This window comes from Staphylococcus sp. 231237_7MaSpsaltlick (assembly GCF_043107035.1).
In genome coordinates this window covers 427,282-447,016 of record NZ_JBICNX010000002.1, presented here as the reverse complement: position 1 = coordinate 447,016, position 19,735 = coordinate 427,282, and the positions used below count along the sequence as shown (strand labels likewise).

The following is a 19,735-nucleotide window of genomic DNA, read 5'->3' as shown; positions in this document are numbered from 1 at the left end:
ATAACTTTATAATATTCTCAAAATTGTGTCAACTTTTGAGTAACTTTTTCCGTATTAGGTTGTGTATTTTCATGAAATTGGTTATATTGTAATAAATGGGGGAATTATATATGAAAGCTAAACGTATTTATGAAATTGAATCTTTCATAAAAGAAAATAAAACCGCTTCTATAGAAGAATTGAGGCAAAGGTTCGATGTTTCAATTAACACTATTAGGCGTGACGTCAACCAACTTGTAGATATGAATATCGTTAAAAAAGTTTACGGTGGCATTGAAGTGATTGAAGATTCGCATAGAGCCGTGGACTATAATAAAAGAAATATCGAAAATAGTAATTCTAAAAAATTAATTGGAGAACTAGCGGCAAATGAAATAGAAACCAATGATATTATTTATATTGATACAGGTACGACCACAATCCATTTGTTGGATTATGTAGATAAACATCTGACTTTTACTATAATAACGAATAGCCTTGATATTATGAATAAAGCCTCGCAATTTGAAAATGTCACTTTATTTATTATCGGAGAAAAATATAAACCGATAACTAGATCATTTATAGGTATTGATTCTAATATGTTGCTAGAAAAATTCAATATTAATAAATCTTTTATGTCAGCAACAGGTGTTGATATTCAAAATGGATTATCTAATTCTGAGATGGAAGAAAATTTAATAAAGCAATATATTACTAGCAAAGCCACAGAAACATTTATCTTAGCCGACCATAGTAAAATGGGGAAATCCACTTTACTCACGTATTGCGATTTAAGCGATATTAACAAAATGTTTACCGATAAAATTCCTCCAAAAGACATCAATGATTTTTGCCAAAAACATAACATAGCTGTTTATTTTTAGCGATGGATTTCAAACATTATAAAGCGCCATGTAACAAATCATTTATTGCAGTGATTTATTACATGGCGCTTTTGACTATATAAAAACGTCAATTTCTATACTAACTCGATAGAAATTGACGCTTATTTTTAGTCAAAGTCATTTATTTCATGGACTCTGTTATCATCTTATACTCAAACATTATATTTTTTCTATATAACCTTGGATTATAGAACCTGTCCCAGTATGTTTAATACCTTCATTACGATAAACCTCATGCTGTTCTAATTGATGAATTTTAACAGGTAAGTGTTTTAAATAAGCTTCGATTTCATCAATAGTATATAACATGGATTCGTCTTTAGGACCGCCAGTGCCATATGCTAATTGTTCTTTTGAATAAAACTCAAAGTAACTATAACCCCCTACGACTAATGATTGAATGAGGTTATTGAACATCTCTTGTTTGCCTTCATTAGGCACATGACCAAAGATATTAATACTATAGTCAAATGATGACTGAGGCGCTAAATTAGGTTTTGTGATGTCTCCATAATTTGCATCTATGACAACATGTGCTTCGCTCGCTAATTGGTATTGTTTATTAATCCCCACTTGCGACATATCATAAGTCGTTATATCATACCCAAGTTTTGCTAGATATATCGCGTTACGGCCTTCACCTTCTGCAAGTAATAAAATTTTCTCATTATTGTCTGTTTGCTTTTTAAAAATATCTTTGACAAATGAATTCGCTTCTTTGCCATAAATATAATCTTCTGAATCAAATTTTTCATCCCAGTGATTCACTTTAAAGCCCCCTTTTTAAATTAATTAAAATACAAGTTGTATAATTGCAATCGCAATCAAGATACTAACAATGCTTTTTTGAACAATGTCAGGTACCCTGGAACCTACTTTTAGTCCTATAGGCGCAAAGAGCATGCTTCCAATTATTAAAAATATTGCACTTTCGATAGGGATATAGCCTTGTATGAATTTAATAATAAAAGCCCCTATCGATGAGATGAAAGCAATGACGATACTATTAGTCACTACTGTGTTCATTGGCAATTTGAATAAAACTAATAATACGGGAATAATAATAAATGCACCGCCTGCGCCTACAATGCCTGACACTACACCAATCACAAACCCTACTAAGATAAGTAAAACAGGTTTGAATCTAACCTCTTGGGAAACAGATTTAACTTTAATAAACATTAATAGTAATGCAACTAAAGCGATGATTATATATATAGTGTTGATAAAAGTAGCATTAAATAAATTAGCTAGCATTGCTCCGAATATGCTTCCAATAACCATACCCCCACCCATATTCATTACAAGTTTAGGTGAGAATTCGGCTTTCTTTCTCGCTTTAAATGAACCGCTGAGTGTACTAAAAAACACTTGACTAGAAGTGAGACCCGAAGCAATATATGCGCTATAGACAGGAGCACCTAATAATGATGGTAACAACAAAATAGCTGGATAAATAATAATGGCTCCTCCTATGCCTACCAAGCCAGATATAAAACCTCCGAATACGCCAATCAACAACATCGCTATTATATTGAGCATGTCCATTATTTACTTTTTACTAATAAATTCACAGCTTCATTAATCATTTCTTGAGAACTTTCTCCCTTATCATCGGCTGCTTTTACACATTCTATTAAATTTTCACTTATAATAACGCCCATCAAACGCTGGATTGAGCTCTTTGATGCACTGAGTTGCGTAATGACGTCTTTACAATCTTTTTCTTCTTCCATCATTTTAATAACACCATTTAATTGGCCTTGTATTCTATTGATGCGATTTACCATTTGTTTATTATAATCCATATTAGTTTCCTCCGGTTTTAAATTGAATATATTTATAGTAATAAATTTACAGTAAATTGTCAAATACCTATCGGGGTATTTGACTTAAGTTGTTTTCAACTGTTATTATACCCCTATAGGTATCTAGAGGAGGAGAATATGAAACAATATCAAGAGCAACATATTAACGAATTAAGTAAAGTGGAGTTAGAGCAATTGGCGAAAAAAGGACAATTGATTGATGTTAGAACACCAGAAGAATACAAATTAGGCCGCATTGATGGTGCAATATTACATTCTGTAGAAAATATTGACACATTCGCTAAGAACAAGGATAAAACTTATTATATCTACTGTAAAAGTGGTAACAGAAGCGCTAAAGCAAGTGAATATTTAGCTAAACAAGGTTATGACGTTGTGAATTTAGACGGTGGTTATACAGCTTATGAAAACCAAAATATTGATTATGATGATGTGGTAGAAGAGAATAATAAATCACTCAAACCGAACCGCAAACAATTTAATTTTAATGGCCTTCAGTGCCCGGGCCCAATAGTTAATATTAGTAAAGAAATTAAAAATATTGAAATTGGTGACCAAATCGAAGTGACCGTCACTGATCCTGGTTTTCTTAGTGATATTAAAAGCTGGTCGAAACAGACAGGACACTCACTTGTAAAGCTGAATGAAAATAACAATGAAATTAACGCCGTTATTCAAAAAGAAAAACCAAAAGAACTGGAAGTAAATCATACCGATAAAGGTACGACTATCGTTTTATTTAGTGGTGAATTAGATAAAGCGGTGGCAGCAATGATTATTGCAAACGGTGCTAAAGCTGCCGGCAGAGATGTAACTATCTTTTTCACTTTTTGGGGACTTAATGCATTGAAAAAAACACAAGCAACTCATGTTAAGAAGAAAGGTATTGCAAAAATGTTTGATTTTATGTTGCCTAAGACACCAGTACGCATGCCATTATCAAAAATGAACATGTTCGGTTTAGGTAATATCATGATGCGTTATGTTATGAAAAAGAAAAATGTTGATTCCTTACCGTCACTTATAAACCAAGCAATTGATCAAAACATCAAGTTAATCGCATGTACTATGAGTATGGACGTTATGGGCATTACAAAAGAAGAACTTAGAGATGAAGTCGAATATGGTGGCGTAGGGACTTATATTGGTGAAACAGAACAAGCCAGTCACAATTTATTTATTTAATAAACTAAACTATATTTTTAAAAAGGGAGATTTTTATGTTTTTCAAACAATTCTATGATAATAATTTATCTCAAGCATCTTATTTAATTGGATGTCAACGCACAGGAGAAGCGATGATTATTGATCCAATACGAGACTTAACAAAATATATGGAAGTTGCAGATGAAGAAGGTTTTACAATTACACAAGCTGCCGAAACGCATATTCATGCTGACTTTGCTTCAGGTATTAGAGACGTTGCGGAAAAATTAAACGCAAGTATATATGTATCTGGTGAAGGTGACGATGACTTGAATTATAAAAACATGCCACAACAAACCCATTTTGTTAGACATCAAGACACTATTTATGTAGGAAATATTAAATTAGAAGTCTTGCATACACCAGGTCATACCCCAGAGAGTATCAGTTTCTTACTCACTGACGAAGGCGGAGGTTCTAATATACCGATGGGGCTATTTAGTGGCGACTTTATCTTCGTTGGTGATATAGGTAGACCGGATTTATTAGAAAAAGCAGTACAAATGAAAGGCTCAACAGAAGTCGGTGCCAAACAAATGTATCAATCTGTAAATAGTGTTAAAGATTTACCAGATTATATTCAAATTTGGCCAGGCCATGGTGCAGGTAGCCCATGCGGTAAAGCTTTAGGGGCAGTACCGATGTCTACGTTAGGTTACGAAAAAATAAACAACTGGGCCTTTAATGTAACTGAGGAAGCAACGTTTATTGAAACATTAACATCAAATCAACCAGCTCCACCGCATCATTTTGCCCAAATGAAACAAATTAACCAATTTGGTATGAACATGTATCAACCATATAATGTTTACCCTAGCTTAAACAATGAAAGAATCGCATTTGATCTTCGTAGTAAAGAAGCTTTCCATGGCGGTCATGCGCAAGGAACTATCAATATTCCTTATAATCACAACTTCATTAATCAAATTGGTTGGTATTTAGACTATAATAAAGATATAGACTTAATCGGTGATAAAGCTACAGTTGAAGAAGCAGTGCATACTTTACAGTTAATTGGTTTTGAAAATGTAGCAGGTTATCGTTTACCACAAACAACAATCATGACATCTTCTATTCATAGCGCGGATATGACCGGCAAAGAAACCAATGTGCTAGATGTGCGTAACAATGAAGAATGGAACCAAGGTCATTTAGAACAAGCGGTGAATATCCCTCACGGAAAATTATTAAATGAGAGTATACCTTTTGATAAAAATGATAAAATATACGTTCATTGTCAATCAGGAGTTAGAAGTTCGATTGCAATCGGTATACTAGAATATAGAGGTTTTACTAATATTGTAAACGTTAGCGAAGGTTATAAAGACTTTCCATTAGCATTGAAATAAATCTAATCAAGATTCAGGGTATAAAATATTTGGTTAATAAATAAAAGTCAATTTCTATTGAAATAATATAGAAATTGAGGAAATCATATATTCAAAAATTTAATCAGTTCACAATGATAGCTATGTTAAAAACAAGGCATCATTCAGTGCCATATCTACAGAGAGAAATGGTTACTGATGATGCCTTATCTTATATATCACTTTGGGGACTACCATCCTATTCGCCTATATATTCTATGTTATGTCTATTGAATAATTAAGTGACATAAACAATGAATTTTAAAGCTATTGTAAGGCGCCCTTTATAATATCGACACAAAAGGAAGTGTAAGCATAGCAAACATTAATCATCATAGTCATTTGAACGATACGTATTTTGATTACACGCTCTCAATTATCAACGGAAAATGGAAATTAACCATTATTTACTATTTATCTACGTATGAAGTGGTACGCTTCAATCAACTCAAACGCTATTTAGGCAAAATCACATACAAGACGCTTAGTGACTCTTTAAAAGAATTAGAACAAGACGGTCTCGTAAACAGAAGAGCTTTCCCCCAAATACCTCCTAAAGTGGAATACAGCCTAACTGAAAAAGGCAAATCCCTATGGCCAATTATTGAAAATATGTGTAGTTGGGGTGAACAAAATAAATATTAATATTATGATTAATTTTGCATATACAAATGGACGCTAACACTGTAATAAATGTTAGCGTCCATATTATTTTTCAAAATAATTTAAGTAATATTGCTCGTTAAATTGGTCATCCTTTTTGAGTTGATTTACTGATAAATATAAAGAATAATTTCCATATTCTAACAGTTTCTGTAGTAACGTATTCAACTGTTCATTCGAAGATACTTTAAACTTCAAATGATAACAACCGTCCCCTGAAATTCTATGTGCTTCTATTATGTCATTACAAGTCGTTACGAAATCAATAAAATGACCATGTTGTGTCGTCTCCATATATATTATTAAGAAACCCAGCATTCCATTTTTGATAGTTTCTTCGCTAATATTTATGGTATATGACTTTATAATACCTTCATCTTCCATTTTACGAATACGGTTACCTACTGCTTGACCTGTCATGTGTATCTGCTCTCCTATATCTTTCCATTGAGTACGTGAATGATTTGCTAGTATTTTCAATATTTGTATATCAGTACTATCTATTTTCATTGTTGGATTTCCTTTCATCAAGCAAGTTTTTTCATCTAATTCATTTCATAGACCTATCGATAACGAATCGTTTTTAATATATCATTATAATTGTATACTAAATTCAGTAAAGGATGGATAAATATGAATACAGCTTTAATTATTGTCGATATTCAAAATGATTATTTCCCAGGTGGTAAATACCCATTAAGTAATCCTGAAAATGCAGCCGAAAATGCTCAAAAATTATTAACGTGGTTTAGAGAAAATCTTAGTGAAAATATTTTCCATGTTCAACATATTGCGCCTGATGAATCATTAGGATTTTTCGCTCCTGATACCGAAGGTGCAGAAATTCGAGAAGTAGTACAACCAAAAGATGATGAAACACTTATTATTAAACAATTCCCTAACAGTTTCGTTAATACGGACTTACATGATAAATTACAAGCTCAAAATATAGAACATGTTGTAATTGTTGGTATGATGACACATATGTGTATTGATGCTACTGCAAGAGCTGCAGCTGATTTAGGTTATAAAGTATCCGTCGTTGAAGATGCATGTGCTTCACGTGAATTAACTTATAACGAGCATGTGGTTAAAGCAGAAGATGCTCACTACGCATTTATCAGCGCGTTAGACTTATTATATGCTGATATTTATACAACAGAAAACTTTATTCAACAACAATAAAGTTAGCTTGCAGATTCATTTAAATAAAATAAGACTATATAAAGAAAAACTTTAATTTATAGTATATCTTTTTGTTTTTCTTTATAAAATGATACCCTGGCTCTATTGTAAACAGGACTGGTATAAAAATCAGTCCTGTTTTTTGATACAAAAAAAGCGCAAAAATCTCTATAATTTAAATGTCCTACCAAATAAACTAAGGAGAGATTATGCGCTTATGAATTATTTTATATCAAAAACACTTAGAATTGAAGACCCTAATATTATTTTCGACAATAAACTGAGAGAAATTGAATATCAAGGACAAAGGTTTAAGTGTTATTATGCGAAATTTTTACATACTCCTAATTGTTGTGAAAGTTGTGTTGTATTAAATAAAAACTACACTATTGTAAAAATGGGTTTAAAGTTTCTAGGATAACAATTCCAAAAGCACCTGAAATAAACGTATTTTTAATCCTACAAAATTTTTATTACTACTCTTAATAAAACAGACCACAGCAAAGTATGTTTGTAATTATATTATCTATATGTATTCGTAGGATTCATTGCTTCATTAATTATTGCCAAACGATAAACAAACAACATACTGATTTACATTTTAGCGTTCTATAGTTTGAACTAATAAATCAATTCAAATTTAGTATTAGACGTGCTTATTAATTACAATTATTCTTGGAGTGGTTTCAAAATTTTTGAGGAGTGATGATATTATGAATTATTCACCAAAACAAGGCACACGTAGTCATGGTTTACCACATGACCCTTTTAAAAGCAGTACTGTCCCTAGACCAATTGGATGGATTTCAACAATATCAAAGGATGGTAAAGATAATTTAGCACCTTATAGCCAATACCAAAATTTAACATGGGATCCACCTATGGTAATGTTTGCAGCTAATCAATCTGTTTTAGGTGATCACGAGCGTAAAGACACAGTTAAAAATGCAGAAGAAACAGGCTGGTTTGTATGGAACATGGCAACTTATGATTTAAGAGAAGCAGTAAACTTATCCGCTAAAGCTTTACCACCAGAAGAAGATGAATTTGAATTTGCAGGTGTAGAAAAAGAAAAATGCGTTGAAGCGCCTGGTCATAGAGTAAAAGCATCTCCCGTACATTTTGAATGTGAATATGTACAAACAGTACGTATACCTACTGGCGATTCAGTATCAACTGTAGATATGGTAATAGGTCGTGTAGCACAAGTTCATATTGATGACGAAGTTATTCTAGATAATGGGAAACTTGATATACAATCTATTAGACCAATTGCACGTTTAGGATATTATGACTATACAGTTATCGACCAAATTTTTGAAATGAAAGCTCCATCTGCATCAAAAGAGGAATTGGCTGGTTTAGAAGGCAGAAATTTTGATAACAAATCACATTAATTTTTATAAATTACATTAATAACAATAAAATTGCCTACTTAATTTTACTTTATAGATTAAGTAGGCTGATTTTTTAGGCTCTTTGTCAAAGGTCCTTTTTCTATTCAGTCTTGTTTTTTGATACAAAAAAGCACAAAAATCTCTATAATTTAAATGTCCTACCAAATAAACTAAGAAGAGATTATGCGCCTATCAATTATTTTATATCAAGAACACTTGAAATTGAAGTCTCTAATCTTATTTCCGACAATAAACAGGAAGAAATTGAATATAAAGAACAAAGATTTAAGTGCTATTATGCGAATACGTAAAATTTTTGTATACGCATGATTATTGTGAAAGTTGTGGTGTACTACATAAAAACTATACTATTGTAAAAATGGGTTTAAAATAATAGCTAAAATATTTCAGCGAGACATCCTATATTGCTAATATTTATAAAAATAAACTTAAAAATAAAATGAATATAATACCTGAAACTGAAAGGACAGTTTCTAAAAGTGACCATGTTAAAAATGTTTCTTTAATCGTAAGTCCAAAATATTCTTTAAACATCCAAAATGCTGCATCATTTACATGAGAAAAGATTAAACTACCAGCACCTATCGCTAAAACTGCTAGCGCCACATTAGTATCTGAATTTTGTACAATTGGTAATATAATTGCTGTGGTAGATATTCCTGCAACTGTCGCAGACCCTAATGCAATCCTCAACACTGCTGCTATAATCCAAGCAAAAAGTAACGGAGACATTGATGTATTCGTAAAGCTCTCTTTAATTGTATCTCCTACACCACCATCAATAAGGATTTGTTTAAAGGCGCCACCACCACCTATTATAAGTAACATCATTCCAATAGGATATATTGAATTAGTTACTGAAGCCATTGTTTTTTCAATCCGTTTTCCTCTCCATAATCCCATAGAAAAAATAGCGAACATAACTGAAATCATCATCGCTGTCCCAGCAGTGCCTATGAAATATACAAAGTTTTCTAAATAGTTTATACCTTTGCCATCCTCATGTCCCGTTATTAATTGTAAAACAGTAGATAATAACATTAATAAAACAGGTAACAATGCCGTAAGTACACTTAATCCAAAGCTCGGCATTTCACTTTCAGAAAATTGCTTTTGAGTTCCTAACTCTGAAATATCTCCTTCTTTTCTAAATGCAGAAGGCACAATTTTTTCTGCAACTTTCAAGAATAAAGGTCCAGATATAACAGCTACAGGTATCGCTATTATTATTCCATACATAAGTACTTCACCAATATTAGCATGTAGCTCTTTAGCTATAACTGTTGGCCCTGGATGTGGCGGCAAGAACCCATGTGTTACTGATAAAGCTGCCATCATTGGAATACCAATTTTCAATTGTGATACATTAAGTTTTTTGGCAATAGTAAATACTAATGGTATAAGTAAAACTAAACCAACTTCTAAAAATAGAGCGATACCTATAATAAATGAAGCAATTATAATTGCCCATTGTGTATATCTTTCACCAAATTTTGAAATTAATGTTTCTGCAATTCTGCTTGCACCGCCACCATCAGATAGTAGTTTACCTAACATAGCACCAAGTCCAAATATTAAAGCTATATGGCCAAGCGTGCTTCCTATCCCATTTTCAATACTTCCCATTATTTCTTCCATAGGTATGTTTAAAAAAAGGCCGGCAATTACTGATGTAATTATTAGTGAAATAAAAGTATTTAGTTTTAAAACAATTATTAACACTAAAAGTATCGCCACGCTAACAACGACACTAAATATAACTCCAACTAAGCTCATATTTATCCCCCTTAATGCTATTTACCATTCGGCAATAGAACCATCCTTGTGTTTCCAAATTGGGTTTTTCCAGTTATGACTTTCTTTTGCTCGTTCCTTAACATAATCTTCATCAATTTCAATACCTAAACCGGGGGCGTCAGGTATTTTTACGAAGCCATTATCATATTCAAAAATACTTCTATTTTTTACATAATCTAATAAATCATTATCTTTGTTATAATGAATTCCTAAACTTTGCTCTTGTATGATTGCATTGTGACAAGTCGCATCTACTTGTAAACACGCAGCTAATGCTATAGGGCCTAAAGGACAATGTGGTGCTACTGCTACATCATACGCTTCTGCCATGGATATTATTTTTTTACATTCTGTAATTCCGCCAGCATGAGATAAATCAGGTTGGATAATGTCTACATACCCATCAGCTAACACTGATTTATAATCATAACGTGAGTACATTCTTTCTCCAGTAGCAATAGGAATAGAAAAGTTTGATAAACTCTTTAAAGTACCGTTATGTTCTGGCAATACAGGTTCTTCAATAAATAACGGATGTAAAGATTCCAATTCTTTAAATAAAATTTTAGCCATAGGTTTGTGTACTCGACCATGAAAATCAATACCTATACCAAAACCGTCCCCCATTTTTTCTCTAATCGCACTGACACGTTCAACTACATCCTGAACTTTTTTAAAGTCATCAATATATTGTAATTCTTCGGTTGCATTCATTTTAATCGCTGTAAAGCCTTTATCTGAAACCTTTTGGGCTTCTAAAGCAACATCAGTCGGTCTATCTCCACCTATCCATGAATAAACTTTTATTTTTTCTCTCGCTTTCCCACCTAATAATTGATGAACGGGAGCATTAAGGTGTTTTCCTTTAATATCCCAAAGTGCTTGGTCAATTCCAGCAATAGCGCTCATCAATATTGGTCCCCCTCTATAAAACGAAGAGCGATACATTTGGTTCCATAAACCCTCAATATTACATGGATCCTCGCCAATAATTTGATCCATCAACTCAGCTACTGCTGCTTTCACAGTGGCTGCTTTTCCTTCAATTACTGGTTCCCCCCAACCAGTAAGTCCACTATCTGTTGTTATTTTTAAAAACAACCATCTAGGCGGCACTTGATATAATTCATAACTTGTAATTTTCATGTTAATATCCTCCTATTTTATCTTTTTTATCAAATTTTCAGCTTTTACTTTAATTTCATTTAAAGATTCTTCATTAATTTCTAGACCACTTTTTACAATAGCACTACTAACGCCCACGCCAATTGAATTCATATCGATGTATTGCTTAATATTTGTTTCATCAATACCTCCAGTTGGTAACAAATCTATTTTATCTAGTGGCGCTCGAATATCTTTAATATATGCTGGTCCCATTTCAGATATTGGAAATACTTTTACTATATCTGCTCCTGCATTAACAGCGTATGTAATTTCAGAAGGCGTGAGAGCACCTGGAATTGAAATTATATTGTTTTTTTTCGTACAAGATATTACTTCTAAATTTGTATCTGGCGAAACAATAAATTTCGCACCTATATTTATAGCTTTCTGACAACAATCAGCATTTAGAACTGTGCCTGCTCCAATAAACATTTCTCCATTGTAAATTTCGTTTAAACTCTTTATAGACTCCAGAGCGTTTGGAGAATTAAGTGTTACTTCTACTAATCTAATACCTGCCTTATATAACTGTTCCACTATTTCTAAGGTATCTTTAGTATCATATCCTCTAATTATTGATATGATTTTATATTTCTTAATAGCATCAATGCTCATTTAAAATACTACCTTTCCACATCACTTAGTTGATGATTTAAAAATTGGTTTAATTCATTTAACGTTGGTAATCCATAAAAGTCTCCATAAGATGTTGTAGCTAAAGCTCCCATAGCTAAAGCATATTTAGACAATTGTGATAAATCATCAATATTATATTTTTGAATTCCATAAATTAAACCTGCCGCAAATGCGTCACCCGCACCTATTGAATCTATTTCTTTAACTTTATATGCTTCTTTAAAGAAACTTTCTTCGTGATTTGCAAAAAATGCACCATTAGAACCGTCTTTAATAACTAATAACTTAGCATCTGTTTCTTTCACAATTTCTTCATTTGTTTTACTTCCAAATAAAATGTTTGCTTCGCTACTACCAGTTAATAAAATATCAATGTCTTTAGCTATTTTTTTATAAAATTTTTTGAATTCATTTTGGTTCCAAAGTTTTTTTCGATAATTAGGGTCAAATATTACTGTTATTCCTCTTTCTTTAGCCTCTTTTATTAATGATATTGTTGTTTCATAAGTAAGTTGACTTAAAGATGGAGTAATACCAGTAATATATAACATGGTTGCGCTTTCAAAAATAGTTTTAAAAAAATAGCTGATTTCATAATGATTTATCGCACTAAACTTTCTAAAGTAATCTACACGAATTGTATTCGAAACGCTTCTTTCTTTAGTCATGATTCCAGTAGAATAATTATTTAAGCTAGTTAAAAATTGAGTACCTATCCCTTCTCCTCTTAATTGATATTGAATAGCATCTCCAACTCCATCATTACCTATAGCAGAGATAAATTGTGAAGCAACCCCTAATTTAGATAGCCCAATCATAGTATTCGCTTCAGCACCTGCAATATGAAACTGTGTGCTTTCTCTATGCATAAACTTACCATCATTAACTGAGAATACACCCATGACTTCTCCGTATGAAATTACAGTCAATTTATATCAACTCCATTTCTCGTTAAACCCATTGCTCTTGAAATAAAATAAGCGTTTTTCTTTATAAGAATTGGGATAGCTTTATTTTTAATAATTCGTTCTTTTGGTCCTGCGCAACTTATTGCACCAACAACTTGTTTTTCATCATTCAATATTGGTGCTGCGACGCAATATAACCCTATTTCATTTTCTTCATCATCTAAAGCGTAACCTTGTTCTTTAAATATTAATAATTGCTTTCTAAGTTCTGTAAAATTATCAACAGTTTTAGGTGTTATCTTTTCAAAGTCAATGTTTTCAAAAATATTTTCTAACGTCTTTATGTTATACATTGATAAGCATGCCTTGCCTAATCCAGTAGAATAAATTGGTTTGTTAACCCCTGGTTGGGCTGCCGTCCTGACAGATCTATCACTATCAAATTTAGTTAAATAAATCATTTCATTGTTTTGAGGATAAGCTAAAAAAATTGTTTCATTAATTTTTTCATTTAAATGCTTAACGTACGTCAAACTCTCATTATATAAATCTAAATCTTCCCGAGCTCTATTACCTAAATTAATCAATTTATGTCCTAATAAGTATTTATTTTGATAATCTCTCCTTATATATTTAGAATCCAACATTGTTTTAAGTAAGTTAAATAAACTACTTGGTGGGATATTCAACTTATCTCCTATTTCTTTTTCACTCAATGGAACTACAGCATCTTTCAATAACTCTAAAACCTCAAACACACGTTTTGCAGATTTAACCATACTAACCCTCCTAATTTCATATATGTGAAACTCATATATGTATGTGAAAGCATAAGAATATAATCATATTATTTTTTAAATGTCAATAATTAACATTTTATTTTACTATTATATATGTAACATGTTATTTAATTATATTTTCAAAGGTTTATACTAGAAAATTATATATTGCTTAATAAGATTACAATAAATTGTCCACTGTATTGGACAATTTTAAATTAAGCGCTTACAAAATATTAATATATACTCAATATATGAGGAGGGAATAATTTTGAATAAGGAGGAAAAAAAGAATACAGTTATAAATTTTTTACTAAATACCTCAGGGTACACCAAGGCAACTGAATTAGCTGATTTATTATCAATCTCTTCTAAGAGTATTTATCGTTTAATAAATGAAATTAATAATTCTACCACTAGTAAAAAAATTTATTCAGCAAAAGGAAAAGGATTTTATATCAATCCCGATTTTAATAGTTTAGAAATTACACAAGATATTATTTCTAAAAGAGTAAAGTTAACAATGTCACCTATTGAAAGAAGAAACGAAATTATAAAGGACCTTTTAATAAGCTCCCCAAAACCAATTAACGTCAACCAGATTGTAAATAAATTTTATATTAGTGAAAGTATGTTATCAGTAGATGAAAAAGTCATTATAGAAACTATCGAACAGTTTAATCTAAAACTCATTCGTAAAGATCGTACCCTGGTAATTTCAGGGGATGAATCCAATATTAGAAGTGCGTTAATGCAAAGTATGGATACGTTAAATTTAAACGTTGAAAAATTATCTAGTATTCCGAAAAGCATGGAAGAGAAAGATAAAAATTTTGTTTATAACCAAATAAGCACTATTGAAAAAACACTTAATGTTAACATCCCATATCCATATAATATTAATATATTTTCACACCTATATATTTTAATATTACGTTTTAGAAAACATGGGAAGCGTGATTTTAGAAATCATAAAAATATAGAAACTGATGAAAACACTATGGATTCAAGGTATTTCAGAATTTGTGATATCATTATCAAAAATTTCGAGACATACTTATCTTCCAAGCTACCTGTCATAGAAAAAGACTATTTGTATAAGTACCTAACATCGTATCGAATAGAGCATGATGAACCTTCAAACAATGAAAAAGAATGTGACTTTACAGATGACATTAAAAATTTTGCTAACAATTTAATAACACCTATGGAAAAAAGATTGAATAGTGATTTTTCTAACGCTAAGTTTCGTATTGATTTAATGAAACATATAAAGCCTATGATAAATAGGCTAGAGAACAATATTCTTATTAAAAATACTTTATTAGAGCAAATAAAGTTCGAATATTCTGAAATATATTTTCAAACATCTTATATTTCTAAAAAACTATTACCAACCATTTCAGAAGATGAGATTGGGTTCTTAACGCTATATTTTGCTCGTGAAATAGAACGTAACCCTAGAAAAATCAGAACACTTATTACATGTACAACTGGTATAGGGACCTCGGAACTATTACGGGTCAAAATTGAAAAAAACATTCCCGAGATTGAAGTAATAGATGTAATATCATCAGATATTATCAACAGTGAAATTATTAATGATATTGATTTAATAATTTCCACTATTTCAATAAAGAATTTTGACATTAGGCCTGTCGTTGTTGTAAGTGCAATGTTTAATAAAAATGACCAAGCAAAATTAAAATCTTTTATTCCAAAGTTAGGTGTTAATTATGAATGAAATTTTATTTGAAATAACTACAAAATCAAATAATGAGTACAAAATTTTAGACGATATTGAAAACTTACTTATTGAAGAGGACATTATTGATAAAAAGAACACCATGTCAAAGGACATTGCTTTTAGAGAATCAAAAGGAAACTTAGAAATATATCCAAAAGTAATATTGCCACATATTAAAGAATCTTACATTCATAAAACTCGTATTATCTTAGTCAAAAACAATTCCTCACCTATAATGTGGCAAAACAGACTAATAGATTTAATTATTTTAATAATAATGCCTATGAAAGCTGAAGACAGAGAGAAAAATTTAATAAGAAGTTTTATGAAGAACTTAGCAAATGAAGATTATATAAAAAAATTGATTACAAAGGAGTAATGTGTATATGAATATCGTAAGTGTTTGCGCGTGTACAGTAGGTATTGCACACACATATATAGCAGCAGAGAAATTGGAACAAGCAGCTAAAAAGAAAGGACATTTAATTCAAATTGAAACGCAAGGAACTATTGGTTCCGAAAATGAGTTAACTGAAGAATCAATAAACAATGCAGATATTGTGTTACTCGCAGTCGACGTAAAAATATCAAATAAAGAGCGTTTCGATGGAAAAAAAATAGTTGAAATACCTACAGATTTAGCAATTAAATCACCAAATAAGTTAATTGAAAAAATAGAAGAAATTGCAGCAAGCAAAAGTTAAGAGGTGAAAATTTGGAACTTACAAATATCTTAGACAAAAATATTATTTTTCCTAAATCAGATTATACTAACAAAGATGAAACTTTAAAGAATTTAGCAGCATCATTTAAAAAAGAACATTACATCGACGATATAGATGTTTTTTTAAATGATGTATATAACCGGGAAAATGAAGGCGTTACTGGAATTGGTAATTTACTAGCAATTCCACATGGCAAAAGTAAAAGTGTTCAGAAGCCAGGTGTCGCAATTGCAACATTAAATAATAAAGTGGAATGGGAGTCATTAGATAATGATGGCGCTCAAATTGTATTTTTAATTGCCATAGGCATCGAAAACTCAAAAGACCACTTAAAATTACTATCGCAAATAGCTAGAAAGTTAGGTAATGATGAAATAAACACTAAATTACTTGATGCTAAAAGAAAAGAAGAAATCATACAGATACTTACATCTTAAAGGGGATGAGGTTTATGAAATCATTTTTTAATAGTTTAAATTTTAAAACACATTTATTAACTGCCATTTCCTATCTTATCCCTGTGGTTTGTGGTGCTGGGTTTATGATAGCTATAGGAATGGCATTCGGTGGAGATAGCTCTGCCGATTTAACTAAAACAGGTTATTCATTTTGGGATGTTCTCGCTGTAATAGGAGGGCTTGGATTAAAATTATTACCTGTAATAATTGCTACTGGTATTTCTTATTCTATTGCAGACAAACCAGGTATTGCTCCTGGTGTAATTATAGGTTTAACCTCATCAGCTGTTGGCGCAGATTTTATAGGTGGCATCATTGGAGGGTTTCTTACAGGATACCTTGTATTACTAATTATTCAATTCGTAAAATTACCAAATTGGGCTAAAGGTCTTATGCCAATGCTTGTTATTCCATTTATCGCTTCACTCGTCGGAGGATTGATTATGGTTTATATCATTGGAGTTCCTATTGGTGCTTTTACACATTGGTTAACGGAATACTTACAATCGTTAAATGGCACTTCTAAATTATTCTATGGCCTATTGATTGGAGTACTAGCTAGTATTGACTTTGGCGGACCGATTAACAAAACAGTATTTGCTTTCGTTTTGACATTACAAGCACAAGGTATTCACGAACCTATAACTGCATTGATTGTTGTTAATACTGCCACACCTTTAGGGTTTGCTTTAGCATACTGGGTTGCTAAAATTTTCAAAAAAAATATTTATAAACAAGTTGAAGTCGAAACGTTAAAAACTGCTTTTCCAATGGGGCTCATTGAGATTGTTGAAGGGGTTTTACCACTGGCATTAAATGATATCATACGCAGTGTTGTTGCAACTGGGATAGGCGGCGCTGTTGGTGGTGCGATTTCTATGGTACTCGGTGGAGATGCACAGGTGCCATTTGGAGGTTTATTAGTACTACCTACCATGTCTCAACCATTTACTTTTGTACTAGCTGTATTAGCTAATGTAATTGTTACTGCTCTAGTTCTTACCATTTTAAAAAAGCCAATTGATGAATCAAACGACATAAAAGACGAGACAGAAGAAGATGAAATAGATTTAAATGAACTAAAGATTACTTAAGGAGGAAAATTTATGGTGAATGCAAAATTTTCTCCATCACTTATGACGATGGACTTAGATAAGTTTAAAGACCAAATCACTTTTTTAAATAAACATGTGGATTCGTACCATATAGATATTATGGATGGACACTTTGTACCAAACATTACTTTGTCACCTTGGTTTATTGAACAAGTTAAAAAAATTTCTTCTGTACCAATTTCTACACATTTGATGGTAACTAATCCAACTCAATGGATAGATCAATTAATAAAAATTGGAAGTGACTATATTTGCGTACACGCAGAAGTTATGAACGGAATTGCTTATCGTTTAATCAATCAAGTACACAATGCAGATTTAAAGTTTGGAGTTGTTTTAAACCCCGAAACTAAAATTGATGTAATAACACCATATATCGATTTAGTCGATAAAATAACTATTATGACTGTTGACCCTGGTTTTGCAGGTGAAAAATTTATAGATAATACACTAGAAAAAATACGAGAGTTACGTGTTTTAAGAGATATCAATAACTTTGGGTATCTTATAGAGATGGATGGGTCTTCAAATAAAAATACTTTTGAAAAAATTCAAAAAGCTGGACCAGATATTTATATATTGGGACGGAGCGGCCTCTTTGGATTGAACGAAAGTATTGAAGAATCATGGCATGAGATGTTAGAAGATTTTAATAAAGCAAAGTCACAAATTTTATAACTATAATTTCAACAAACACAGCAACAACCTATGTCAAAAATATATCTGAATAAAAACAAATGTCAATTTCTATATTATTTAAATAGAAATTGACATTTATTATTCAATAGAGACCATATCTCCATGCTTCTATAAAAAACACATCATTTATAATAAACTTCCCTTTATTGTTGATTTGCTAATAATAAAGGGAAGTTTATTATGTGATGCTTTGGTCAAATTAACGTACGTAATAATGTTCCTTGTTTATATAGAATATATTTCTACTTTTCGATAACGTTGTTAAATAAGAACTTGTTTTTCTTATTGTATTGAATATAAGAAGGATAAGTAACTATAGAGCCATAAAAATTTTGGTGCGTCAAAACAAAAATATTATCAAAAAATTATAAAATAATAGTTCAACATAGTATGAAATTCTTAAAACTGCTTTATTATAATGCTGTTAGACCGCCATCAATAACAAATTCAGCCCCTGTAGAATAACTAGCTTCATCTGAAGCTAAAAAGATAACCATATTTGATACTTCTTCTACTTGTGCTACACGTCTCATAGGAATCGTTTTTTTGAATTGTTCTACTTGTTCTTTAACATCTTCTTGCTCTAACATAGGTGTTTGGATAACCCCTGGGTGTACGGAATTCACACGAATATTAAAGGGAGATAATTCTCTAGATGCTGCTTTAGTCATACCTCTAACAGCAAATTTTGTATCAGTATATCCAATAGCTCCCCCTACTAAACCGTTCATAGATGATATGTTAATGATTGCACCGGCATTTTGAGATTTCATAGTTTCTGCTACAGTCTTCATACCTAAAAATACAGAAACCTGGTTAATATTCACAATCTTCATATAACTTGCTAAACTCAATTCTTCTAAAGGTGTACTGTAAGTAATTCCTGCATTATTAACTAATACATCAATACGCCCCCACTTCTCATTAACTGTGCTTATTACATTGCTCCAATGTTCTTCATTCGCCACATCATGTTGAATAAATATAGCGTTTTCTCCGAGTATTTGAGAAGTTTGTAACCCTAGATCTTTATTTATATCAGTAATCACAACTTTTGCACCTTCACTTAATGCTTTTTCAGCATGCATTTTGCCCATACCTTGTGCAGCTCCAGTAATAATTACAACTTTATCTTTTAATCTTTTCATT

22 protein-coding genes are annotated in these 19,735 nt (G+C 31.4%); 12 read left to right on the top strand and 10 right to left on the bottom strand.

Going from position 1 to position 19,735, the window contains the following annotated elements; translation table 11 throughout:
* The first annotated feature begins 110 nt into the window (after positions 1 to 110).
* Positions 111 to 866 (top strand): DeoR/GlpR family DNA-binding transcription regulator, encoded by a 756-nt coding sequence (locus ACF91D_RS05170; RefSeq protein WP_039067951.1) that lies wholly within the window; start codon positions 111 to 113, stop codon positions 864 to 866.
* Between the two features lie 180 nt (positions 867 to 1,046).
* On the opposite strand, the gene ACF91D_RS05165 is transcribed toward ACF91D_RS05170, so the two are convergent.
* Genes ACF91D_RS05165 through cstR form a run of 3 tightly spaced genes read right to left on the bottom strand, consistent with a single transcriptional unit; the run spans position 1,047 to position 2,695 of the window.
* On the bottom strand, positions 1,047 to 1,655 hold the full coding sequence (locus ACF91D_RS05165) for a class I SAM-dependent methyltransferase (RefSeq protein ID WP_327620856.1): 609 nt from the start codon (positions 1,653 to 1,655) through the stop codon (positions 1,047 to 1,049).
* Between the two features lie 24 nt (positions 1,656 to 1,679).
* Positions 1,680 to 2,435: a sulfite exporter TauE/SafE family protein gene (locus tag ACF91D_RS05160; protein ID WP_039067949.1), complete on the bottom strand. Its 756-nt coding sequence runs from the start codon at positions 2,433 to 2,435 to the stop codon at positions 1,680 to 1,682.
* Positions 2,435 to 2,695: a persulfide-sensing transcriptional repressor CstR gene (gene cstR / locus ACF91D_RS05155; protein ID WP_017722250.1), complete on the bottom strand. Its 261-nt coding sequence runs from the start codon at positions 2,693 to 2,695 to the stop codon at positions 2,435 to 2,437. Before cstR ends, ACF91D_RS05160 begins: the two co-directional genes overlap by 1 nt.
* A 138-nt stretch (positions 2,696 to 2,833) precedes the next feature.
* Between cstR and ACF91D_RS05150 the strand changes: the two genes are divergently transcribed.
* The 3 genes from ACF91D_RS05150 to ACF91D_RS05140 all read left to right on the top strand — a co-directional run bounded on the left by ACF91D_RS05150 (position 2,834) and on the right by ACF91D_RS05140 (position 5,934).
* Positions 2,834 to 3,901 carry a DsrE/DsrF/DrsH-like family protein gene (locus ACF91D_RS05150; RefSeq protein ID WP_327620857.1) on the top strand — a complete coding sequence of 356 codons (1,068 nt, stop codon included), beginning with the start codon at positions 2,834 to 2,836 and terminating at the stop codon, positions 3,899 to 3,901.
* Positions 3,902 to 3,936: 35 nt separating this feature from the next.
* On the top strand, positions 3,937 to 5,271 hold the full coding sequence (cstB, locus tag ACF91D_RS05145; RefSeq protein WP_101050617.1) for a persulfide dioxygenase-sulfurtransferase CstB: 1,335 nt from the start codon (positions 3,937 to 3,939) through the stop codon (positions 5,269 to 5,271).
* Positions 5,272 to 5,604: 333 nt separating this feature from the next.
* Complete coding sequence (locus ACF91D_RS05140) at positions 5,605 to 5,934, top strand: winged helix-turn-helix transcriptional regulator (RefSeq protein ID WP_107548751.1); 330 nt, start codon at positions 5,605 to 5,607, stop codon at positions 5,932 to 5,934.
* 63 nt (positions 5,935 to 5,997) lie between these two features.
* Here the strand turns inward: ACF91D_RS05140 and ACF91D_RS05135 are convergent, their stop codons facing one another.
* Positions 5,998 to 6,462, bottom strand: coding sequence for an Lrp/AsnC family transcriptional regulator (locus ACF91D_RS05135; protein WP_069793321.1), 465 nt, complete (start codon positions 6,460 to 6,462; stop codon positions 5,998 to 6,000).
* Between the two features lie 123 nt (positions 6,463 to 6,585).
* On the opposite strand from ACF91D_RS05135, the gene ACF91D_RS05130 reads away from it, so the two are divergent.
* Entirely contained in the window at positions 6,586 to 7,137 is a 552-nt protein-coding gene (locus ACF91D_RS05130; protein WP_039067942.1) for a cysteine hydrolase family protein, read from the top strand.
* Positions 7,138 to 7,850: 713 nt separating this feature from the next.
* Positions 7,851 to 8,534 carry a flavin reductase family protein gene (locus tag ACF91D_RS05125; protein WP_101050626.1) on the top strand — a complete coding sequence of 228 codons (684 nt, stop codon included), beginning with the start codon at positions 7,851 to 7,853 and terminating at the stop codon, positions 8,532 to 8,534.
* Positions 8,535 to 8,969: 435 nt separating this feature from the next.
* Here ACF91D_RS05125 and ACF91D_RS05120 read toward each other — a convergent pair whose 3' ends face one another.
* The 5 genes from ACF91D_RS05120 to ACF91D_RS05100 are packed head-to-tail and all read right to left on the bottom strand — an operon-like array spanning position 8,970 to position 13,842.
* The gene (locus tag ACF91D_RS05120) at positions 8,970 to 10,331 is read right to left on the bottom strand and encodes a gluconate:H+ symporter (protein ID WP_208181803.1); all 1,362 of its coding nucleotides are present in this window, start codon (positions 10,329 to 10,331) and stop codon (positions 8,970 to 8,972) included.
* A gap of 21 nt (positions 10,332 to 10,352) precedes the next feature.
* Positions 10,353 to 11,498, bottom strand: a complete 1,146-nt coding sequence (dgoD, locus tag ACF91D_RS05115; protein WP_039067937.1) for a galactonate dehydratase — start codon at positions 11,496 to 11,498, stop codon at positions 10,353 to 10,355.
* Positions 11,499 to 11,510: 12 nt separating this feature from the next.
* Positions 11,511 to 12,134, bottom strand: coding sequence for a bifunctional 4-hydroxy-2-oxoglutarate aldolase/2-dehydro-3-deoxy-phosphogluconate aldolase (locus ACF91D_RS05110; protein WP_327620858.1), 624 nt, complete (start codon positions 12,132 to 12,134; stop codon positions 11,511 to 11,513).
* An 8-nt stretch (positions 12,135 to 12,142) separates the two neighbouring features.
* The gene (locus tag ACF91D_RS05105) at positions 12,143 to 13,084 is read right to left on the bottom strand and encodes a sugar kinase (protein WP_327620859.1); all 942 of its coding nucleotides are present in this window, start codon (positions 13,082 to 13,084) and stop codon (positions 12,143 to 12,145) included.
* Positions 13,081 to 13,842, bottom strand: a complete 762-nt coding sequence (locus ACF91D_RS05100; protein WP_327620860.1) for an IclR family transcriptional regulator — start codon at positions 13,840 to 13,842, stop codon at positions 13,081 to 13,083. Before ACF91D_RS05100 ends, ACF91D_RS05105 begins: the two co-directional genes overlap by 4 nt.
* A 271-nt stretch (positions 13,843 to 14,113) precedes the next feature.
* On the opposite strand from ACF91D_RS05100, the gene ACF91D_RS05095 reads away from it, so the two are divergent.
* The 6 genes from ACF91D_RS05095 to alsE are packed head-to-tail and all read left to right on the top strand — an operon-like array spanning position 14,114 to position 18,565.
* Entirely contained in the window at positions 14,114 to 15,586 is a 1,473-nt protein-coding gene (locus tag ACF91D_RS05095) for a BglG family transcription antiterminator (protein ID WP_107549228.1), read from the top strand.
* The gene (locus tag ACF91D_RS05090) at positions 15,579 to 15,968 is read left to right on the top strand and encodes a PTS sugar transporter subunit IIA (RefSeq protein WP_327620861.1); all 390 of its coding nucleotides are present in this window, start codon (positions 15,579 to 15,581) and stop codon (positions 15,966 to 15,968) included. Before ACF91D_RS05095 ends, ACF91D_RS05090 begins: the two co-directional genes overlap by 8 nt.
* Positions 15,969 to 15,975: 7 nt before the next feature.
* Complete coding sequence (locus ACF91D_RS05085) at positions 15,976 to 16,293, top strand: PTS fructose transporter subunit IIB (RefSeq protein ID WP_069793314.1); 318 nt, start codon at positions 15,976 to 15,978, stop codon at positions 16,291 to 16,293.
* Positions 16,294 to 16,304: 11 nt separating this feature from the next.
* On the top strand, positions 16,305 to 16,751 hold the full coding sequence (locus ACF91D_RS05080; protein ID WP_039067930.1) for a PTS sugar transporter subunit IIA: 447 nt from the start codon (positions 16,305 to 16,307) through the stop codon (positions 16,749 to 16,751).
* A 14-nt stretch (positions 16,752 to 16,765) separates the two neighbouring features.
* Positions 16,766 to 17,866 carry a PTS fructose transporter subunit IIC gene (locus ACF91D_RS05075; protein ID WP_069793313.1) on the top strand — a complete coding sequence of 367 codons (1,101 nt, stop codon included), beginning with the start codon at positions 16,766 to 16,768 and terminating at the stop codon, positions 17,864 to 17,866.
* 12 nt (positions 17,867 to 17,878) lie between these two features.
* Entirely contained in the window at positions 17,879 to 18,565 is a 687-nt protein-coding gene (alsE, locus tag ACF91D_RS05070) for a D-allulose 6-phosphate 3-epimerase (protein ID WP_039067928.1), read from the top strand.
* A gap of 434 nt (positions 18,566 to 18,999) precedes the next feature.
* On the opposite strand, the gene ACF91D_RS05065 is transcribed toward alsE, so the two are convergent.
* Positions 19,000 to 19,734 carry a glucose 1-dehydrogenase gene (locus tag ACF91D_RS05065; protein WP_039067926.1) on the bottom strand — a complete coding sequence of 245 codons (735 nt, stop codon included), beginning with the start codon at positions 19,732 to 19,734 and terminating at the stop codon, positions 19,000 to 19,002.
* Between the last annotated feature and the right edge of the window lies 1 nt (position 19,735).